An 18090-nucleotide genomic window follows, 5' to 3' on the forward strand; every position below is an offset into this window, starting at 1 on the left:
TGGTCACTTGCGGGCCACAATCACTGCGCGCATCGGCGCAGGCAAACCTTCAATGGTTTTGCTGTGGTCGTTCGGGTCGAGGTAGTCGCTCAACGACTGGAATTTCATCCACGGCGTTGCCCGCTGTTCTTGCACGGTGGTGATGCTCACGTCGACACAGCGCACCTCGCTGAAACCGGCGCGCCGCAACCAGCGCTCCAGCGCCGCAATTGACGGCAGGAACCACACGTTGCGCATTTGTGCGTAGCGGTCTTCCGGCACCAGCACCTGATTTTCGTCGCCTTCAATCACCAGGGTTTCGAGCACCAGTTCGCCGCCCTTGACCAGGCAGTCCTTGAGCGCCAGCAAATGCTCGATGGGGGAGCGGCGGTGGTAGAACACGCCCATGGAAAACACGGTATCGAAGCCTTCGAGGTTCGCTGGCAGGTCTTCGAACGGGAAGGGCAAATGCCACGCGGCTTCTTGCTGCAAGAAGCGCTGCACGGCCTGGAACTGGCAGAAAAACAGCCAGTTCGGGTCTACGCCGATGACGCTGTGGGCGCCGGCGCCCAACATGCGCCACATGTAGTAGCCGTTGCCGCAGCCCACATCGAGGATGCGCTTGCCTGTGAGGTCGATGTGCGGCGCGACCCGCGACCATTTCCAGTCCGAGTGCCATTCGGTGTCCACATGCACGCCGAACAGGTCGAACGGCCCTTTGCGCCACGGCGACAGCCCCATCAACGCTTGATGCATCTGCGCGCGGGTGTCGTCGTCGCAGTCGGTGTCCAGGGTCAGCCCGTTGAGCAGGTCGATCTCGGTAGGCTTGACGTCGGGCAACGCATCCAGCGCGCTTTGCCAGCGCTCAAGGTCGCCGTGGCCTTTCTCCATTTTGAGGTCGAGCTGAGCCTGCAGCGTGGTGGCCCATTCGGCCAGGGGCGTGCCGGCCAGACGCCGGGCAAGAGGGGAAAGATCAATCATGGCAAGGCAATCAACGAGGCAAAGTTAAGACACTGGAACCACGGCACGACGGTCGAGAACCCAGCGGCCAGCAGGCGTTCGCGGTGTTCTTCGAGGCTGTCGGGCTTCATGACGTTTTCGATGGCGCTGCGTTTTTGCGCGATCTCCAGATCGCTGTAGCCATTGGCGCGCTTGAACGCAATGTGCAAGTCGGTGAGCAAAGCGTGCTCCTGAGCGTCATTGAAGCGCAGCTTCTCCGACAGGATCAGCGCGCCGCCCGGCAACAGCGACTGGCGGATGCGCCCGAGCAGCGCCAGCCGTTGCTCGGGGGCAATGAATTGCAGCGTGAAGTTCAGCGCAACCACTGAGGCCGGTTCAAATTGCAGCGCAAGAATGTCGCCTTCGATCACCTCAACCGGCAACAGCTCCTGAAACATCGAGTTCTGCCCATTGAGGTATTCGCGGCAGCGCTCGACCATCGCCGCCGAGTTGTCCACCGCAATCACCTTGCACCCTTCGTTGCGCACATGACGGCGCAACGCCTGCGTCACCGCACCCAGCGAACTGCCCAGGTCATAGAGCACGCTGTGGGGTTGGGCGAATTGCGCCGCCAGCACACCGAGGTTTTCCACAATGGTCGGGTAACCGGGCACCGAGCGTTTGATCATGTCCGGGAACACCCTTACCACGTCTTCGTTAAAGGCGAAGTCCGGCACCTGGGCCAGGGGCTGGGCGAAAATACGGTCGGGTTCTTTGCTCACGAGGGTTCCGGCGATGGAAATTCAAAAGGGGCGGCATTTTAGCCAAGTTGGCGCCGGAGTGCGCGGTCTGTCTGATAAACCGCGCAGCATTCTGAATGTGCTGACAGGGTGTCAGGTGCAATCACACAACGAGGACGAGACGCTCACATGCCCGGTCAGGGTGATGTTTTTCTGTTCGCTGTCCTGTGCGGTAAACGTGAACTCACGGATGTAGTACGCGTGGTCGATGATGTCCAGCGTCAAAGAGCCGCTGTTTCCTTCGCAGTTGTAATAGATTTCATTGCCGCCCACGACCGCGAACTCCACATACGACAAGCCCCGGATCGGTCCGGCTCCACCCGGCTCGAAGATGTGCGTACCGCTTTCAATACCCCGGTCAAAAATGAAATTAATCACCCGGTATTCGTAAGAGCCAAAGGTTGCAGCCGAGGCCGCAATGGACAGGGTCTTGAGGCCGCTGCCCAACATGATGTCATCGGCCTTGAAATCGGCGCGGTCCGTAATGGTGGCCGATGCATCGCTGATCAGTGCCTGTTTAGAGCGTGGCGGTTGCTTGGGGTTTGGTTTGAGCGTGCCTTTGATTTTGTCTTTGCCACGCGTAGAAAAGTGATTGGCCATCATCGAACCCTCGCTGACTGATTGAGTGTGCAGAGACGGTATTAATGATGGCAACGGGCATGGCGTCTACTGTCATAAGTGACAGTGGAAGGGTCAGCGTTTGCGCTGGCTAAACACCGATGCGGCAATGCCCCATTGACCGAGCCAGTAGCTGAGGATGATCAGGTAGGGCGCGGCACCGAACTTGATCACGAAGCGGTCAATGCCGATCAGGCTGTCAGACACCACAAATGCCAGTGCGCCGCCCGCTGCCAGCCAGGCCGAGCGCGCAGGCACGTCAGTCCCCAATCGGGCGAGGGCGCGCCACAGCATGGCGCTGATCGTGAGGGCGTAGACGATGACCGGGATCAGCAAATCCCCCAGGCCATGGCTGGCCATAACGCTCAACAACCCGCCGCCGGCGACCAGCGCCAGTAGCAGAGGCAGCGCTGCGATGCGTCGGCAATCGGCCAGGTAGGCCTTGAGGTACGCCAAATGGGCCAGCAGAAAAGCCCCGAGGCCAAACACGAACAGGTCTACGGGCCAGGCCAGGAGCACGTCACCGAGCAACGAAAACAGTAAGCCGATACTGATCCAGCGCCGATAAAGGCTGGGCGGCGCGTCTTGTAGCCAACCGAGCAAGGCCAGCACGGGCAAGGGTTTGCTCAGCAGGCACAACAGCGTGGACTGCATGTGCACGCCATACAGGTAGGCGGCGGCGCCCATGACCGCGAGGATCAGCCACGGCATGTCAGTTCACCGTGACAGGGCAGTCAAACACGTGGGCGGGCTCTGCTTCAGGCTCCCAGGGCTGCTGATAGGTCAGGCGCAGGCGACCGGTGCCCGGCGCAAAGGCCTGAAAGCGCCAGGTGGATTGCCCGCCACTGCCCAGCAACTGGCCACTGTCGGCGCTTTTGTAGACTTCAGGGCCGAGGCTGCGCAACACGCCGCCTGCCGAATCCTGAATGGCCCAGCGGTAACCGGTCGTGGGGTTGCTGGGCAGCGTCAGCGTCAGATTTTGCCCGGTGTGCAATTGCATCGGGCAGTCACTCTGTTCTTCCACAATCACGTTGTGCGCCGGTTGCTGGGCGCAAGCCGTCAGCAAGGTCAAGGTGAGCAAGGGGATGAGACGCGCGGGGGACATTGAAGGCTCCATCGGGACAAGAACAAGCGCGCAGCATAACCCAAGACGGCAATCGGGCTATGCCACGCGGCTAAAGTTGCCCGTGGTGCTCAATAACTCATTGCGGCGTGAGGCGGGGTCACCGTGAATTCGCCGCAGACCTCGAACGGGTCGCTGAGGTGATCAGTGCCTTCAAAGGTGAACAGGCGTGCGCTGTAGCAACTTTCGATGACGGACAGGTGCAGGGTGCCAATATCAGCCTGGGTCAGGTGATACACCAGATCGCCATCCTTCTCGATGCATTCAATGTGGGACATGTCGCGTATTGGGCCGGGTTGCCCGCGTTTGTACAGGTAAATGCCGGACTGGATATTGACGTCCAGGGTCAAAGCCAAGCTGCGATATTGCGGCGACCCGAAGTCTTCGATCTCAGCGGTGATCACTATCTTTTTTTTGCTGCTGGCAAAGGTAATTTCTTGCGCTTCGAATAGATGCCGGCAGGCCACCTCAGCCCTTAGCTCGCCCGTTGTTCGCGGGTTGAACACCGGCTTGCCCAGAAGTTTGTGCCATATAACGGCAGGGTTTCCATATGCAGGGTGTTGCAGTGGCATGATCAAAGCCCATCCAACGCTAACGGTTCTGGGGCCTATTAGTGTCGGGAACGGGTGTTGTGTCTACTGACAGAAATGACAGGGGTAGTCTTGCACGGGCGGTGCTACCGCGCCGTCATGTTTGCATGGCGGCGCTGTAGCCCGTGGCTTTCAGCGGTTTAGAACAGCACTTTGGCCACGTCATTGAAGCGTTTGGCAAAGTGTACGGTAATGCCTTCTTTTAAATAGTCAGGCAGTTCTTCAAAGTGGCCGCGGTTGGCTTCGGGAAGGATCAACTCGTGAATCTTCTGCCTGCGTGCCGCGATGACTTTCTCACGGACGCCGCCAATGGGCAGCACATGCCCGGTCAAGGTCAGCTCGCCGGTCATGGCGATGCCCTTTTTCGGTGGCTGGTTGCGCGCCAGTGACAGCAGCGCGCTGGCCATGGTCACACCGGCGCTCGGGCCGTCTTTGGGCGTGGCGCCTTCGGGCACGTGCAAATGCACAAACGCCTCATCGAAGAACTTGGGATCACCGCCAAACTGCTTGAGGTTGGAGCTGACATAGCTGTATGCAATCTCGGCAGACTCCTTCATCACATCACCCAATTGCCCGGTCAGCTTGAACCCGCGGTTGAGGGTGTGGATACGGGTAGCCTCAATCGGCAGGGTCGCGCCGCCCATGCTGGTCCACGCCAACCCGGTGATCACGCCCGTCCCGCTGATGACCTGCTCATTGCGGAACACCGGCATGCCCAATGACGCTTCGAGGTCTTTGGGGCCGATCTTGATCACCGCCTTGGGGTCTTCCAGCAACTTGACCACGGCTTTGCGCACCAGTTTGCCGAGTTGCTTCTCCAGCTGACGCACACCGGCTTCGCGGGCGTAGCCATCGATCACGGCCCGCAATGCGCTGTCGCTGATGCTCAGGCTGTTTTTGGACACCCCGGCTTTCTCCAACTGCTTAGGCCACAGGTGACGCTTGGCAATCGCGATCTTTTCTTCGGTGATGTAACCCGACAGGCGAATCACCTCCATACGGTCGAGCAAAGGCCCCGGAATCGAGTCCAGCGTGTTGGCCGTGCAGACGAACAGCACTTTGGACAGGTCCAGGCGCAAATCCAGGTAATGGTCGAGGAAATCGACGTTCTGTTCCGGATCAAGGGTTTCGAGCAGGGCAGAGGCAGGGTCGCCCTGGAAGCTCTGACCCATCTTGTCGATCTCGTCGAGCATGATGACCGGGTTCATCACTTCGACGTCTTTGAGGGCCTGCACCAGCTTGCCCGGCTGGGCGCCGATGTACGTGCGACGATGGCCCTTGATCTCGGCTTCGTCACGCATGCCGCCGACACTGAAGCGGTAGAACGGTCGTCCCAGGGACTCGGCGATCGACTTGCCGACGCTGGTTTTACCCACGCCCGGCGGGCCGACCAGCAACACGATCGAACCGCTTACCGACCCCTTGTAGGCGCCGACTGCCAGAAATTCGAGGATGCGGTTTTTGATGTCGTCGAGCCCTGAATGGTGGGCGTCGAGCACCTTGCGGGCATGCTTGAGGTCGAGTTTGTCTTGCCCGAACACACCCCAGGGCAGTGACGTTGCCCAGTCCAGGTAGTTGCGGGTGACTGCGTACTCTGGCGACCCGGTTTCCAGGATCGACAGTTTGTTCATTTCCTCATCGATGCGTTTCTGCGCCTGAGCCGTGAGGGTTTTGCCGTCAAGGCGCTGCTTGAACTGCTCGATGTCCGCGCTGCGGTCGTCTTTGGTCAGGCCCAGTTCCTGCTGGATCACCTTGAGCTGTTCTTTGAGGAAGAACTCGCGTTGATGCTCGCCGATTTTCAGGTTCACTTCGGCGGAAATTTCTTTTTGCAGGCGCGCGACTTCGACTTCCTTGCGCAGCATCGGCAGAACTTTCTCCATGCGTTTGAGCATGGGCACGCAATCGAGCACTTCTTGCAGCTCGTTGCCGGTTGCCGAGGTCAGTGCGGCCGCGAAATCGGTCAGCGGCGACGGGTCGTTGGGGCTGAAGCGATTGAGGTAGTTTTTCAGCTCTTCGCTGTACAGCGGGTTGAGCGGCAGCAGCTCCTTGATGGCATTGATCAGCGCCATGCCGTAAGCCTTCACCTCATCGGTGGGCTCTTTGGGCTGCTGTGGGTATTCGACTTCCACCAGATAAGGCGGGCGGTGGTGTTTGAGCCACATGCTGATGCGCACACGGGTCAGGCCCTGGGCCACGAATTGCAATTTGCCGTTTTCGCGGCTGGCGTGATGCACTTTCACCAGCGTGCCGTATTCCGGGAGGCTGGAAGTGTCGAAATGGCGAGGGTCATCAGGTGGCGTATCGACAAAAAACAGGGCCAGCGAGTGATGAGGTGATTTGCTGACCAGTTCCAGTGTTTCGGCCCACGGTTCTTCATTGACGATGACCGGCAATACTTGCGCCGGGAAGAACGGGCGATTGTGAATCGGGATGATGTACACCTTGTCCGGCAGATTCTGCTCCGGCAATGCCAGTTCAGTCCCGACCGAGTGGGGTTTGTGTACGGATTCGGTGTGTTCTATGTCTGCGTATTCAGTGGTGTTATCCGGGAAATCTTGCTGGTCGCTCATGGGGCACCTGCGCAATGGGGTATGGGGGTTAGATGGGGCGCGGTGTCAGTGGTTTCAATGGTGAAACGTTTTTCATCCTCTAGCCGCTGCCGAAGACTGCGCCGGTAGCGTAGCCGATGGCGCCCGGACGGCTTTTTGCAAGGGCCCGGCAGCCAGCGCAAAACCTCTGCCGGTGATTGATAAAACCTGGGTACACCCGCGTATTCGCTAGGCCTTTGTCGCCAACAACTTGACGGTAGACGGCCCGAAATTATTAGGCGATCTTCTGTTGGGCGACAGTTACGATTCATAACAATAAAGATGGAGTGGGCGGCCGCTTCCGTGGCTGCCTTCAGGGCGCACAAGGAGCGCGTATGCCTCAGGGAATCATCGCAAGGTGGGTGCAGGCATTGACTCAGTGGATCGAGGCCGCGCCATGAAGCTGCGCAACAGTTTTCAGGCCCGTATCAGCCTGTTTCTGGCGTTGCTCCTGCTGTTGCTCATGGGGGTGGTGTATTTCGCGGTTAAGACCGTGACCATCACCGTTGCCAGAGACCAGGCCGAAGAGCAGCTGCACACAGGCACGCGAGTGTTCGAGCGCTTCATGGATTTACGCTGGCGGCGGATCCAGTACGGCCTCAACTGGCTGACCAATGACTCGGACTTTCGCCAGGCGGCACTCAACGGCAGCCCCTCACAAATCGAAGCCGCCCTGCAAGAATTCGAACCGAGCATTCGCGGCAGTGAGTTATTCGTACTCGACCTCAACGGTCGCATCATCACCAGCACCCTCAAAGGCCTGCCCCCCGGACAGCGCTTTCCTTACGCCAAAGACTTGAGGCTCGCACGCCGCCACGCGCAATCCATGTTGATCGGCGTTTTGGACAATCGCCCCTACATGATGGTCCAGGGCGTGGTGCTCACCCCCTTGCCCGTCGTGCGGGTGGTGTCGGGGATGCCGATGGACGACGTGTTTGCCCACGAGCTGCGCTCGTTGAGCAACCTGGAAGTGTCATTCATGGCCCTCAAACAGGGCGAAAGTGGCGTACTCAGCAGCACCCTGCCTGACGCCATGAACACCAGCATCGCCACCTTCATGAGGGACCGCCCGGTCGGCACCCAGGTCTATTTCAACGAGTTTCAGGACAAACGCTTTCTCGGTCAGTTGCTGCAACTGACCACCTCAAACGATCCGCAAAACGGGCACGTGATGGCTTTCTTGCAAAGCCCGCTGGACCAGACGATGCAGGCGTTCAACTCACTGGATCGCAAGTTCTTGTGGATATCCCTCGGCGCGTTGTTGCTGTCGTTGCTCGGCGCCCTGTGGCTGGCGCGTGCGGTGTCGCGCCCGGTCAGCTTGCTGGCCGAGGCCGCCCAGCGAATCGGACGCGGCAATTATCAGGTCCCGGTTGAACTCAAGCGCAAGGATGAGTTGGGTTTTTTGGCCAAGGCAATCAACGCGATGCAAAGCGGCATCGCCCTGCGCGAACAGCAACTGGCGCATAACGCGCTGCACGACGCGCTGACCGGTTTGCCCAACCGCGCGCTGGCCATGGAGCGACTGGGCAGCGCCATCAGTGCGAGAAGGGGAGTGGTGCTGATTTATCTGGGGGTCGAAAACTACCGGGTGATCAACGAAAGCTTCGGCCAGGACGGCCTGGAATTGATCATGCGCGAAATCAGCCGCGTCATGCTCGACACCTTGCACGAACGGGACACCGCCGCGCGCATCACCGGCAATGAGTTCTTATTGCTTCTGGAAAGCACCCAGATCGATGCCGCCGTGGCCATGGCCGACAGGCTCTACCGGCTGTTGAATCGACCCCTGAGCATCGATGGGCATGAGGTGTCGCTGGAAATCTGCATGGGCATTGCGGCCTACCCGATCAACGGGCAAAGCGTCGAAGAACTGATCAGTCGCGCTGCCCTTGCCCGACGCGATGCCGCTGCGCTGCCGGGTTACTTGCAGGTGTACCAGCAAGACCGCGACCTGGCCCATCAACGGCAAATCCAGCTGATACGCGACGTGCGCAGCGCAGCGAGCGAGGGCGAACTGTTTTTGCTGTACCAGCCCAAACTCGACATCAGAAGCGGCCACGTGCATCAGGCTGAAGCCCTGCTGCGTTGGCGTCACCCCGAATTGGGCGTGGTGTCGCCAGCCGAATTCATCCCGCTGGCCGAACGCACCGGCAGCATGCCGTTGCTCACGCACTGGGTCATCGAAGAGGGCGTGCGCCAACTGGCCGAGTGGAACCGCAAGGGGCTGCACCTGCAACTGTCCCTCAACATCTCGGCGGCGGATTTACAGGGCGAAGACTTGCTGTTGAGCGTCGACGCCTTGCTCTCGCGCTATCAAGTATCGGCCGGGCAATTGATCTTCGAAATCACCGAAAGTGCGGTCATGCGCGACCCGGAGCACTCCCTCAGCGTGCTGGAAAAACTGCGCGAGGGTGGCATTGGCCTGTCCGTGGACGATTTCGGCACGGGCTACTCGTCACTGGCGCACCTCAAGCGGCTACCGGTGCAAGAACTGAAAATCGACCAGTCGTTTATCCGTAACCTGGACGAGACCAGCGAAGACGCAGTCATCGTGCGCTCGACCCTGGAGATGAGCCATAACCTGGGGTTGAAGGTCGTGGCCGAAGGCGTGGAGTACCCGCACACCCTTGACCTGCTGGCGCGTTGGCAATGCGACACGGCCCAAGGCTACCTCATCAGCCGCCCGCTGGAGGCGTCGGCGTTAGAAGCATGGCTGTCACGGTTGGAAGAAACGGCCTGAAAGAGGTGGAATCACCCACAAAAAAAGCGGCTATCTCTCGATAGCCGCTTCTCTTTTAACGAGCCGTGTTACTTAGTCGGCCAGTTTGAACGCCATGATGTAGTCACCTTTTTTGGTGCCCAGACCGCCGTGACCGCCCGCCATGACGACGACGTATTGCGTGCCGTCCTTGCCGGTGTAGGTCATCGGGGTGGTCTGACCGCCTGCTGGCAGGCGACCTTCCCACAGCTGCTTGCCGTTACGGACGTCGTAGGCACGCAGGTACTGGTCGAGGGTGCCGCTCAGGAAGGCTACGCCACCTGCGGTGGTGAAGGTCCCGCCCAGGCTTGGAACGCCCATCGACAATGGGATCGGTACCGGCGAGCTGTCACGCACGGTGCCGTTTTTGTGTTTCCAGATCACGTTGTTGTTGGTCAGGTCGACCGCTGCAACGTAACCCCATGCCGGTGCCTGGCAAGGCAGGCCCAACGGGGACAACAGAGGCTCAAGGATGACGCCGTAGGGCGCGCCTTTGTTCGGTTGTACGCCGGAGGTCTCGCCTTTACGCGGGCCCATTGCCGCCACTTCCGCCTGGGGAACCAGTTTGGAGGTGAAGGCCATGTAGCTCGGGTTCAAGAAGGCAATTTGACGGATCGGGTCAACCGAGATGCCGCCCCAGTCGAACACGCCAAAGTTGCCCGGATAAACGATCGAACCTTGCAGCGATGGCGGGGTGTACATGCCGTCGTAACGCAGGGATTTGAAGTTGATCCGGCACAGCATTTGGTCAAACGGTGTCACGCCCCACATGTCACGCTCGGTCAGTTCCGGCGGAATCATGTTCAGGTCCGAACGTGGCTGGGTCGGTGCGGTGTGGTCGCCTTCTACAGCGCCGCCCGGAGCCGGCAGTTCACGGATCGGTACGATGTCTTCGCCGGTACGACGGTCAACAACGTAGATGCTGCCTTGTTTGGTGGACGCCAGCAGAGCCGGTTTCACGCCATCAGCTGTTTTCAGGTCCATCAGGGTCGGTTGACCGCCCACGTCCATGTCCCACAGGTCATGGTGCGTGAACTGACGATACCAACGGACTTTACCGGTGTTGATGTCCAGCGCGGTCACGCCAGCGCTGTAACGCTCGGAGTCTTCGGTACGGTCGCCGCCATATTGGTCAGGCATCTGGTTGCCCATCGGCAGGTACAGCATGCCGAGGTTTTCATCGACCGCGAACATCGACCACATGTTAGGCGAGTTGCGGGTGTAGGTCTGGCCTTCAGCAATCGGCGTGGTGTCTTGCGGATTGCCGCTGTCCCAGTTCCATACCAGCTTGCCGGTCCGTACGTCGTACGCACGGATCACGCCCGACGGCTCGTCAGTGGAGATGTTGTCGGTCACGTGGCCGCCGATCACGACCAGATCTTTGGTCACGGCAGGTGGCGACGTGGAGTAGTAACCGCCCGGTGCAAAGCTACCGATGTTGTGGCGCAGATCGACGGCACCGTGGTCACCGAACTCTTCGCACACTTTACCGGTGTCGGCGTTCAGCGCGATCAGACGGGTGTCGGCAGTCGGCAGGAACAGGCGACGCGGGCACGAGTTGCTGGCGGTCGCCGTGGCTGCTTCAGCCGCTGGCTCGGCAGCGCTCTGCTCGGTGGCGGTGTTGGCATAGGCCGCTTCGTCGTGATAGCTCACGCCACGGCAGGTCATGTGGGCCCAACCTTTGAAGTTTTCAGCGTTCTGCGTGCTGATCTTCGGGTCGTAACGCCAGATTTCCTTGCCGGTGTCCGGATCAAGGGCAATCACCTGACTGTGTGGGGTACACACGTACAGCATGCCGTTGACTTTCAGCGGGGTGTTCTCGGCCGTGGTTTCGCCCGGATCGCCTTCGCCCGGGATGTCACCGGTACGGAATGTCCACGCTGGTACCAGCTTGTGGGCGTTTTCCGGGGTGATTTCTTTCAGCGGCGAGTAGCGGTCGCCATGGGCAGTACGCCCGTAGGACTGCCAGTCACCGTCCGGCATGGCCGGTGCGGTGTTGGTCATGCCTGGAACGGCATCGCGGTCCAGTTCGCCTTTGATTTCGCCGGGGCTGGTGAATTGGCTGGCCAGTGCAGCCAGGCCTGCCAGTACCACGGCGACGCTCAGTGCGCCCGTCGTGACCGGCGCCGATTGGCTGCCCGTCAGCGGACGACGGAACCAAGGCAGTAGCAGTACGATACCGATCGCAAACCACAGGGCCAGGCGCGGTACCAATTGCCACCAGTCCAGGCCTACTTCCATCAGTGCCCACACCGTGCTGGCGAACAGCACGATTGCGTACAAGCCAAGCGCCGCGCGGCGTCCCGCCATCAGCAATGCGCCCGACAGACCGAAGCCGATACCTGCCAGCAGGTAGTACAACGACCCGCCCAGCGTGACCAGCTTGATACCCCCGACCAGCATGGCCAGGCCCATTAGCAGCAGCAGGATACCGAGCAACGTCGGTAACAGGCGGCTACGACTTGAAGCACCTTCAGTGCTCATAGTGTGGTTCTCCGTTACGTTGATAGTGTCCCCGCGCAGGCCCTGCAGAACGCAGCGCCAGGCGGGTGCGAATCAGTGAAATAAGTCCTTGTGAGTCAGCTTCAAGCTTCGTGCTCGTCGCGAGAGTCCGTCCCAGAATCAGAACGAGCTTTGAATCTTCAGACCGCCGATCAACGCGTCGTCCAGGTGGCTCACGCCGCCGGGGTGCCGGATGTATTGCAGGTTCGGTCGAACGGTCAGCCAGTTGGTCACGTGCACGCCGTAGTAGAGTTCGGCGCTGTATTCAGTGTCCTGGGGTGGCAGGTAATCGGCGTTGTCGAAATCGTAGACAGCACGGGCCTGATTGGTCGCCTGGGCGTTCTTGCGGTACGCCGGGTTGACGTGAACCCGTGCCATGGCAAAGCCGATATCGTCTTTGGCGCGTGAATCGAATACGCCTTTGTAAACGATGCCCGCCTGAACATAGTTATCGATAGGGTTGGTTTTCTTGTCGTGCACGGTGGCATTGGCGAACACACTCAAGCCCCTCGACTGATCGCTGGCGCGGCTGGTGAGTTGCTGCTGCACACCCAACCACATGCCGTGCTTGCTCGAACTGCTGCGATAGGCTTCGCCGCTCAAGGCTGCCGGCTGGCCATTGGCATCTTTGTAAACATCTGTTGCCTTGGCACTACTGTAGTAGTAACCGGCACGATATTCCCCTGGCAGGCCGTTGATTTTTGGCGTCCACACCAACTCAACCGGCAACACCGCACCTTGGGTGCCGCTGCCGCTGAGCTTGAAACCATTGCCGCGATCGAGGTTGGACGGGTTCTGCTCGTAAGCACCGACCTGCGCATACAGCTCAGGGGTCAGGTGATATTTGACGCGCAACGCCCACTGGCTGACGGGCCAGTTGTACCAGATGCTGCCAGCCCAGTTACCGACTTGCGAGCCACAGAACGCGAGGTTCTGGAAGTCGCACGGGAAGCTGTTGAAATCTTCGCCCTGACCAAAGCGGCCGACTTTGATGTCGAGCTTCTGGTCAAAGAATTTCTGCTGATACCACATCTGCGTCAGGCGAGTGGTCTGGCCGCGGCCCCAGACTTCCTGAGCGGAGGTGAACCCGCCCACGCGCGGGTCATTGATGCGGTCGTTGCTGATGTTGTTGCCGCTGCGATGGGTGATCGTCAGCTGAAACTCGGCATCGCTCCACCCCAGAATCTTTTGCAGGTCCAGGTGCGTGCCCAGGCCGAACTGGTCGCTGTAGCGCGCGGTGCGGTCGTGGTCATAACCGCCATGCAGGTTGGAGCCTACCTCGCCCACGTAATCGAGGGAGAAGGCGTAGCCTTTTTGCTCCAGCTCGCTACGGGTGCCATTCCAGTCACCGAGCATCCATTTGGAATCGCTGTCGAAAGCAGGGGCCGCGTTGACGCAGGTGGCCAGCCCCAGAGCGGTGAGTCCGCCCATCAGGTTCACGGCTTTTTGCCCGGCAATAGGAAACAACGCACTGTGTTTGCGCAAAATCTGAAATTTGGACATAGGTTGAGGTTGCGAGTCTTTGTAGGTATGGCTGTGGCTGTGGTAGCGCTGTCTTGAGAAAAACGGTGCTAGCCCTTCTGGATTTGGAGGCGGAATGAATCGGTTCAGCCTCTAAAAATGGAATGATAAAGTGCTGTAACGTTTTGAAACAGCACTTTAAATGACATGGATCATTTCGTAATTGGTAACAGTGTGCTGCGACCGATCGTCTCAGGGCTTTACGGCCCTGTATTTGCTGGCTTTGCCGGGTCAGGGCGGCGAACGCATGCGGGGTGAAAAAAACTTCGTCGATCTCCCTCGCACGGAGACGAAATGGGGCGCAGGCAGTGTTTTTTACACGTCTTGGGTTAATGACTGCGTCGCCGGGTAGCGCGCCAGGGCCCGACCTCGCTCATCGCCACACGCGACGATGAGCGAGGTTGCGGCTTAGCCCTGTGGTTGCAGGGCGCTGTTATGGCAAACGGGATTGGCGTGAATATGCACGCGTTGCAGATGCCGTGCGGAGCGCGCGGTGAAGGCTTCGCGCCCGTGCAACAGGGAAAAGTTGTCGGCGATCACCACGTCGCTTTGTTGCCACGCATGCCGGTAGTAAACGCGCGGGTCATGCAGCCGGGCCTGCAAGTCCTCCTCGAACCCTTGCACCTGTTCAGGGCTGAGGCCGTGGTAGTGCAATGCATGGCGGTTGAGGAACCGTACGCCATCCTGAGCCGGTTCGTTGTAACGCAAGACGGTTCGGCCGGTACGCGGATGCTCCACCAGCAAGGGCGAGCACACTTGTCCGCCGTAATGCACCACTTGCCGAATACGGTAGGTCACGCTGATGCGGCGCCAACGTTCGATCACGGCTTTGGGCGTGCGCGCCAGCAATCCTTGGGTATCCAGAAACGTCGTACGGCCTCCTTCATCTTCGCCGGGTGCAAAGAGGCAATTGAACAACTGAAACTCAGGAATTGTCGGCTTATACATGCCATCCCAATGCAGCGGAACCAGGCTGTGATCAAAAATATGGTCGGTGGCGTCCGGGTGTTCCTTGACGTCAAGCACGGCGCCAAAGGGCCACATCTTGATCTCACCCCATTGCTCGGCAAAGCGGGTGAAGCTGGCTGAATCGACGAAGGTCGGAGCAAATCCGCGCAGGATCAGTAAGTGGTGCTCGCGCGCCAGCTGTTTGAGTACTTCAACGTCCAGTTGTTCAGCCGTTTGCCCCGCAAAGCCGGGGTTGATCAGTAAACCAAAGGGTGCGTGAAGGCTGGCCTTGAAAGCGTGTGTGTTTTCCATAACGGGTTACCGGAGTCAGTGGGTGAACGTTCAGACGCAGGGGGGTGGCTCACGCGTGTGCGACGGACTTTCGCGAGTCCAGCGTGTAGTGGCTGTGCTTGCCATCCACCCAGACCGGTTCGGCGTTCAACTCCACGGCTTCGGTCTTTTTCATCAGCAAGAATGTCCCGTCCACTTCGACAGCCGTGCCGTGCCACGGGGTTAGCCAGTCATCTTTGGTGGGCAGCATGTGAATGCCCATTTTCAGGCTCGATGCCGGTTGCGGATGAATGGACAGGCGGATGGCATCCGGGAAGCACTGCGCCAGTAAATTGCCCCAGGCCCAACTGCTTTGAATCACCCCATAGGCGCGCTGTCGAGCGTCCCGCTGCAGTGCCGTTTTGGAGCCCTGGTAGTCGGGCATCAAGCCGTCTTCAAACATAAACCGCGTAATGGCCCGGTACAGGCGGGTGCCGTCTTCATCGTTGATCAGGAACGTGCGGATGTCTTCCAGCGGGTCTGCATAGCCTTGCAACAAGGTGCTGCGCAGCACGTCATAGTCATCGGTCAAGGCGGCGAACTCGTCGATATCCCCCAGGTTCAAGACGTCCAGGCAGTTCAACTGCTCATCGTGAATCAATGCTTTGATCTTGCCTTGATAGGTGTTGATCGTGTCGTCATTAACGTTGATCAGGTCAGAAAAGACGTGCCCATCCGAACAGATGGTCAGCCTCGCGCCTGGCGCATAGTGGGCCTTGATGTTCTCGCACAGCGCGTTGAGAAACGTCAGCGCCAGTTTTTCAGCCATGTCCGGCACGGTGCCGAGCACTTTGTTGGGGTTCGGGGATTTGGCGGGGAATGCCGGGAGGATGAAGTGAATCGGCAGATTGGCGCTGACAAATGTCTGAATGCGCGGCAATTGGGTGAGGATGACGAGTTCGTTTTCAAGGGAAATATCTTGATCGCTACCTGAAAAACGACGTCTGTAGTGCAGGATTTCATGCAGAATTTTTGAGGCAGTGGTGTGGCAATAGCTTCCGTTCATAGGGACTCCTGACGCTCCATGGATGTAACAGTGACACAGTGAGAACGGAGTGGGAGCGTAGCGATTCTGCGGGTGTTTGCTTTTATTTTTTTGCTCAGGTCATGACCTCATGCCCGATCCAGAGCTGTTGCCGAGCGCCTGCGGGCGTGGGCCGCAGGCGTTTTTGCTAGCCGCTTGCGTTAAAACGTCGTACGCAAGCCCACTTCAATGCTGCGGCCGGGGGCTGGCGCGATGTCTCGCAGAATCGAGCTCGCATAACGCACGGTCTGGTTGGTCAGGTTCTCGCCCTTGACGAATGCCAGCCATTGGCTGCCGCCCACATCAAAGTGATAACCGGCGCTGGCGCCCAACGTGGTGTAGCCGTCGGTGCCGGACTCGTTGTCCGGGACGCGCCCCTGATTGCTGGCGTGTTCGACGTCCACCCGCGCCTGCCAGCGGTCCAGCTCCCAGAGCAAACCGCTGCTCAGGCGCAAAGGGGCAATCCGCGGCAGGGCTTGGCCGGTGTCGAGGTTGGTGGCGCGGGTGTAATCGCCCGCCAGTTCTAGTGCAAATTTACCGTAGGCGCTTTCGCCCAGCTTCCAATGATCTTTCGCTTCAAACCCGGTGAAACGTGCGCGAACCCCGGAGTAGGTGTATTCGGGCATGCCATCAGCGTCAGGTTCGCCTTCGTCATTGAGCGTGCGACCTGTGCCCAGAAGGCCGATGTAATGGGAGAAATGGCTGTAGAACACGCCAGCGCTGCCTGTGTGGGTGCCGTTGTCAAAACGCAGTGCCAAGTCGCTGGAGACGGCTTTTTCTTTCGACAGGTTGGCGTTGCCCACTTCATAGGTGCCGGTGGCCACGTGTGCCCCGTTGGCGTACAGCTCGTAGAACGTCGGGGCGCGCTCGGTGTAGCCCAGCGTGGCTGCCAGCGACCAGACCGGTGTCAGGCTAAAGACCGCGCCTGAAGAGACGCTGCCAGCGGTGAAGTTTTTTGAGCTGTCCGCTGTGCCGAAGCGCTCATTGCCTTTGGCGTCCGGGTCAACCACCGTGCGCTCCAGTCGCCCGCCCAGGCTGAGTGTGAGGCGGTCGGTGGCCTGAAGCGCTTCGAGAATGAATAGCGCGCCGCTGTGGGTGTCGGTGTGCGGGACGAACGCTTCTTCGCCCAAGGCAGAAAACTCATTGCGATTGACCTGTGCACCCACCACTCCATTAAGAGGGCCCAGGGGTACGTGCCTGGCCTCTATCCGGGCTTCATACCCCTTGTTCTTAAAGGTGGTGCCGACTTCGCCGTCTTCGATTTCACGGTGCTCATAGTCGGTGTAGCCCGCGTTGAATTTCAGTGAGCTGAAGGGGCCTTGCAGGTTGCGCAACTCTGAGGCGAACGCGTAGTGATCCTGTTTCATGCGGATGCGCACATCCTGCTCCGCTGGCGAACCGTAGTTGGCGTCGTAGTTGCTGTAGGACAGGCCCGCGTATCCGTCGTCCCACGTGTAGGAACCGCCGACAGCACCGCCATCCTGTCGGCCATTGCTGTTGCCCAGACGGCCTTTCTTCTCGTCGCCGTCTTCGCTTTGCGGTGCATGACGGCTGCGTGCGTAGCCGGGGATTTTCAGGTCATTGAAGGTCCGTGCATTCGCGTCCAGGTGCAAGGCGAAGCTGCCATCGCCGGCTTCGAGTTTGCCTGCGCTGCTGCGCGTTGTGGCTGCTCCGCCATAACGCAGTTCCCCGGCACCCTGAATGCCCTCAATGGCCTCGGTGGGGATGCGATTGTCAAAAGTGTTGACCACCCCGCCAATCGCGTTGCCGCCGTACAGCAGGGCAGCGGGGCCGCGCACTATTTCAATCCGTTCGACGTTAACCGGGTCCAGCGGCACGGCGTGGTCATAGGACAGTGACGAGGCATCCAGCGCGCCCACCCCATTGCGCAGTAGGCGGATACGGTCGCCATCGAGGCCGCGAATGATCGGGCGGCTGGCGCCCGGCCCAAAGTAGGACGACGACACACCAGGTTGCTTGTTCAGGGTTTCGCCCAGGCTGCCTTGCTGTTGCAGGGTCAGGTCGTCACCTTCGAGCACGGTGGTCGGGGACGCCAGTTGACTGCTGCCCAGCGGGTTGCCGGTAATCACTTGGGGTTGCAGTTCCAAAGCGTAGGCGGGAGAGGCGATGAGCAGAGCGGCGGCCAACGGGGTGAGGGGTAAACGGCGAAGAGGGCGGGGCAAAGCAGGGGACGACATTGCAAGTTCCTTGGCAAGGTGGGCGGGGAAAAACGGACGCGGCGTACGCGCTTTCGTGATAACAATGGTTACAATATAACATCGCTTTAATGGTCGCCAAGGGGAACTTTCATCCCGTATGCCCACTCAGGGCTAAACTGCGGCAGGGCACGCGCACTTCCCCCTGAGGCAG

Annotated in this window: 13 protein-coding genes; 1 reads left to right on the forward strand and 12 read right to left on the reverse strand. The window is 59.6% G+C overall.

Annotation, left to right across the window (positions count from 1 at the left end):
• Positions 1-3 precede the first annotated feature (3 nt).
• From cmoB to lon, 7 genes are all read right to left on the reverse strand, one after another.
• Positions 4-960 carry a tRNA 5-methoxyuridine(34)/uridine 5-oxyacetic acid(34) synthase CmoB gene (gene cmoB, locus IF654_RS05400; protein WP_047273897.1) on the reverse strand — a complete coding sequence of 319 codons (957 nt, stop codon included), beginning with the start codon at positions 958-960 and terminating at the stop codon, positions 4-6.
• Positions 957-1700, reverse strand: a complete 744-nt coding sequence (gene cmoA, locus IF654_RS05405; protein WP_070413754.1) for a carboxy-S-adenosyl-L-methionine synthase CmoA — start codon at positions 1698-1700, stop codon at positions 957-959. Before cmoA ends, cmoB begins: the two co-directional genes overlap by 4 nt.
• A gap of 111 nt (positions 1701-1811) precedes the next feature.
• Positions 1812-2321, reverse strand: a complete 510-nt coding sequence (locus IF654_RS05410; protein ID WP_070413753.1) for a hypothetical protein — start codon at positions 2319-2321, stop codon at positions 1812-1814.
• A gap of 90 nt (positions 2322-2411) precedes the next feature.
• Positions 2412-3047 (reverse strand): lysoplasmalogenase, encoded by a 636-nt coding sequence (locus tag IF654_RS05415; RefSeq protein WP_047273903.1) that lies wholly within the window; start codon positions 3045-3047, stop codon positions 2412-2414.
• 1 nt (position 3048) lies between these two features.
• Positions 3049-3441: a protease inhibitor I42 family protein gene (locus tag IF654_RS05420; RefSeq protein ID WP_047273905.1), complete on the reverse strand. Its 393-nt coding sequence runs from the start codon at positions 3439-3441 to the stop codon at positions 3049-3051.
• Positions 3442-3530: 89 nt separating this feature from the next.
• Entirely contained in the window at positions 3531-4031 is a 501-nt protein-coding gene (locus tag IF654_RS05425; RefSeq protein ID WP_194862694.1) for a hypothetical protein, read from the reverse strand.
• A gap of 158 nt (positions 4032-4189) precedes the next feature.
• On the reverse strand, positions 4190-6619 hold the full coding sequence (gene lon, locus IF654_RS05430; protein ID WP_070413751.1) for an endopeptidase La: 2430 nt from the start codon (positions 6617-6619) through the stop codon (positions 4190-4192).
• A 415-nt stretch (positions 6620-7034) separates the two neighbouring features.
• Between lon and IF654_RS05435 the strand changes: the two genes are divergently transcribed.
• Positions 7035-9377 carry a bifunctional diguanylate cyclase/phosphodiesterase gene (locus IF654_RS05435; RefSeq protein ID WP_194862693.1) on the forward strand — a complete coding sequence of 781 codons (2343 nt, stop codon included), beginning with the start codon at positions 7035-7037 and terminating at the stop codon, positions 9375-9377.
• A 72-nt stretch (positions 9378-9449) separates the two neighbouring features.
• On the opposite strand, the gene IF654_RS05440 is transcribed toward IF654_RS05435, so the two are convergent.
• The 5 genes from IF654_RS05440 to IF654_RS05460 all read right to left on the reverse strand — a co-directional run bounded on the left by IF654_RS05440 (position 9450) and on the right by IF654_RS05460 (position 17918).
• Positions 9450-11879, reverse strand: coding sequence for a glucose/quinate/shikimate family membrane-bound PQQ-dependent dehydrogenase (locus tag IF654_RS05440; RefSeq protein ID WP_047278769.1), 2430 nt, complete (start codon positions 11877-11879; stop codon positions 9450-9452).
• 138 nt (positions 11880-12017) lie between these two features.
• Complete coding sequence (locus tag IF654_RS05445) at positions 12018-13400, reverse strand: carbohydrate porin (RefSeq protein WP_047273917.1); 1383 nt, start codon at positions 13398-13400, stop codon at positions 12018-12020.
• A 426-nt stretch (positions 13401-13826) separates the two neighbouring features.
• A complete protein-coding gene (locus tag IF654_RS05450; protein ID WP_094987385.1) occupies positions 13827-14678 on the reverse strand; it encodes a TauD/TfdA dioxygenase family protein in 852 nt (283 codons plus the stop codon).
• Positions 14679-14727: 49 nt separating this feature from the next.
• A complete protein-coding gene (locus IF654_RS05455) occupies positions 14728-15702 on the reverse strand; it encodes an L-tyrosine/L-tryptophan isonitrile synthase family protein (protein ID WP_194862692.1) in 975 nt (324 codons plus the stop codon).
• 179 nt (positions 15703-15881) lie between these two features.
• Positions 15882-17918, reverse strand: coding sequence for a TonB-dependent receptor (locus IF654_RS05460; protein ID WP_194862691.1), 2037 nt, complete (start codon positions 17916-17918; stop codon positions 15882-15884).
• Between the last annotated feature and the right edge of the window lie 172 nt (positions 17919-18090).

This window comes from Pseudomonas lundensis (genome assembly GCF_015377145.2).
Lineage (GTDB): Bacteria > Pseudomonadota > Gammaproteobacteria > Pseudomonadales > Pseudomonadaceae > Aquipseudomonas > Aquipseudomonas lundensis.

Bases quoted from the DNA above. Each gene is read 5' to 3' on its own strand.
- IF654_RS05445 (WP_047273917.1), bottom strand. From the start codon at position 13,400: ATGTCCAAATTTCAGATTTTGCGCAAACACAGTGCGTTGTTTCCTATT.
- IF654_RS05455 (WP_194862692.1), bottom strand. From the start codon at position 15,702: ATGAACGGAAGCTATTGCCACACCACTGCCTCAAAAATTCTGCATGAA.
- IF654_RS05460 (WP_194862691.1), bottom strand. From the start codon at position 17,918: ATGTCGTCCCCTGCTTTGCCCCGCCCTCTTCGCCGTTTACCCCTCACC.
- IF654_RS05420 (WP_047273905.1), bottom strand. From the start codon at position 3,441: ATGTCCCCCGCGCGTCTCATCCCCTTGCTCACCTTGACCTTGCTGACG.
- IF654_RS05450 (WP_094987385.1), bottom strand. From the start codon at position 14,678: ATGGAAAACACACACGCTTTCAAGGCCAGCCTTCACGCACCCTTTGGT.
- lon (WP_070413751.1), bottom strand. From the start codon at position 6,619: ATGAGCGACCAGCAAGATTTCCCGGATAACACCACTGAATACGCAGAC.
- IF654_RS05415 (WP_047273903.1), bottom strand. From the start codon at position 3,047: ATGCCGTGGCTGATCCTCGCGGTCATGGGCGCCGCCGCCTACCTGTAT.
- IF654_RS05440 (WP_047278769.1), bottom strand. From the start codon at position 11,879: ATGAGCACTGAAGGTGCTTCAAGTCGTAGCCGCCTGTTACCGACGTTG.
- IF654_RS05425 (WP_194862694.1), bottom strand. From the start codon at position 4,031: ATGCCACTGCAACACCCTGCATATGGAAACCCTGCCGTTATATGGCAC.
- cmoB (WP_047273897.1), bottom strand. From the start codon at position 960: ATGATTGATCTTTCCCCTCTTGCCCGGCGTCTGGCCGGCACGCCCCTG.
- IF654_RS05435 (WP_194862693.1), top strand. From the start codon at position 7,035: ATGAAGCTGCGCAACAGTTTTCAGGCCCGTATCAGCCTGTTTCTGGCG.
- IF654_RS05410 (WP_070413753.1), bottom strand. From the start codon at position 2,321: ATGATGGCCAATCACTTTTCTACGCGTGGCAAAGACAAAATCAAAGGC.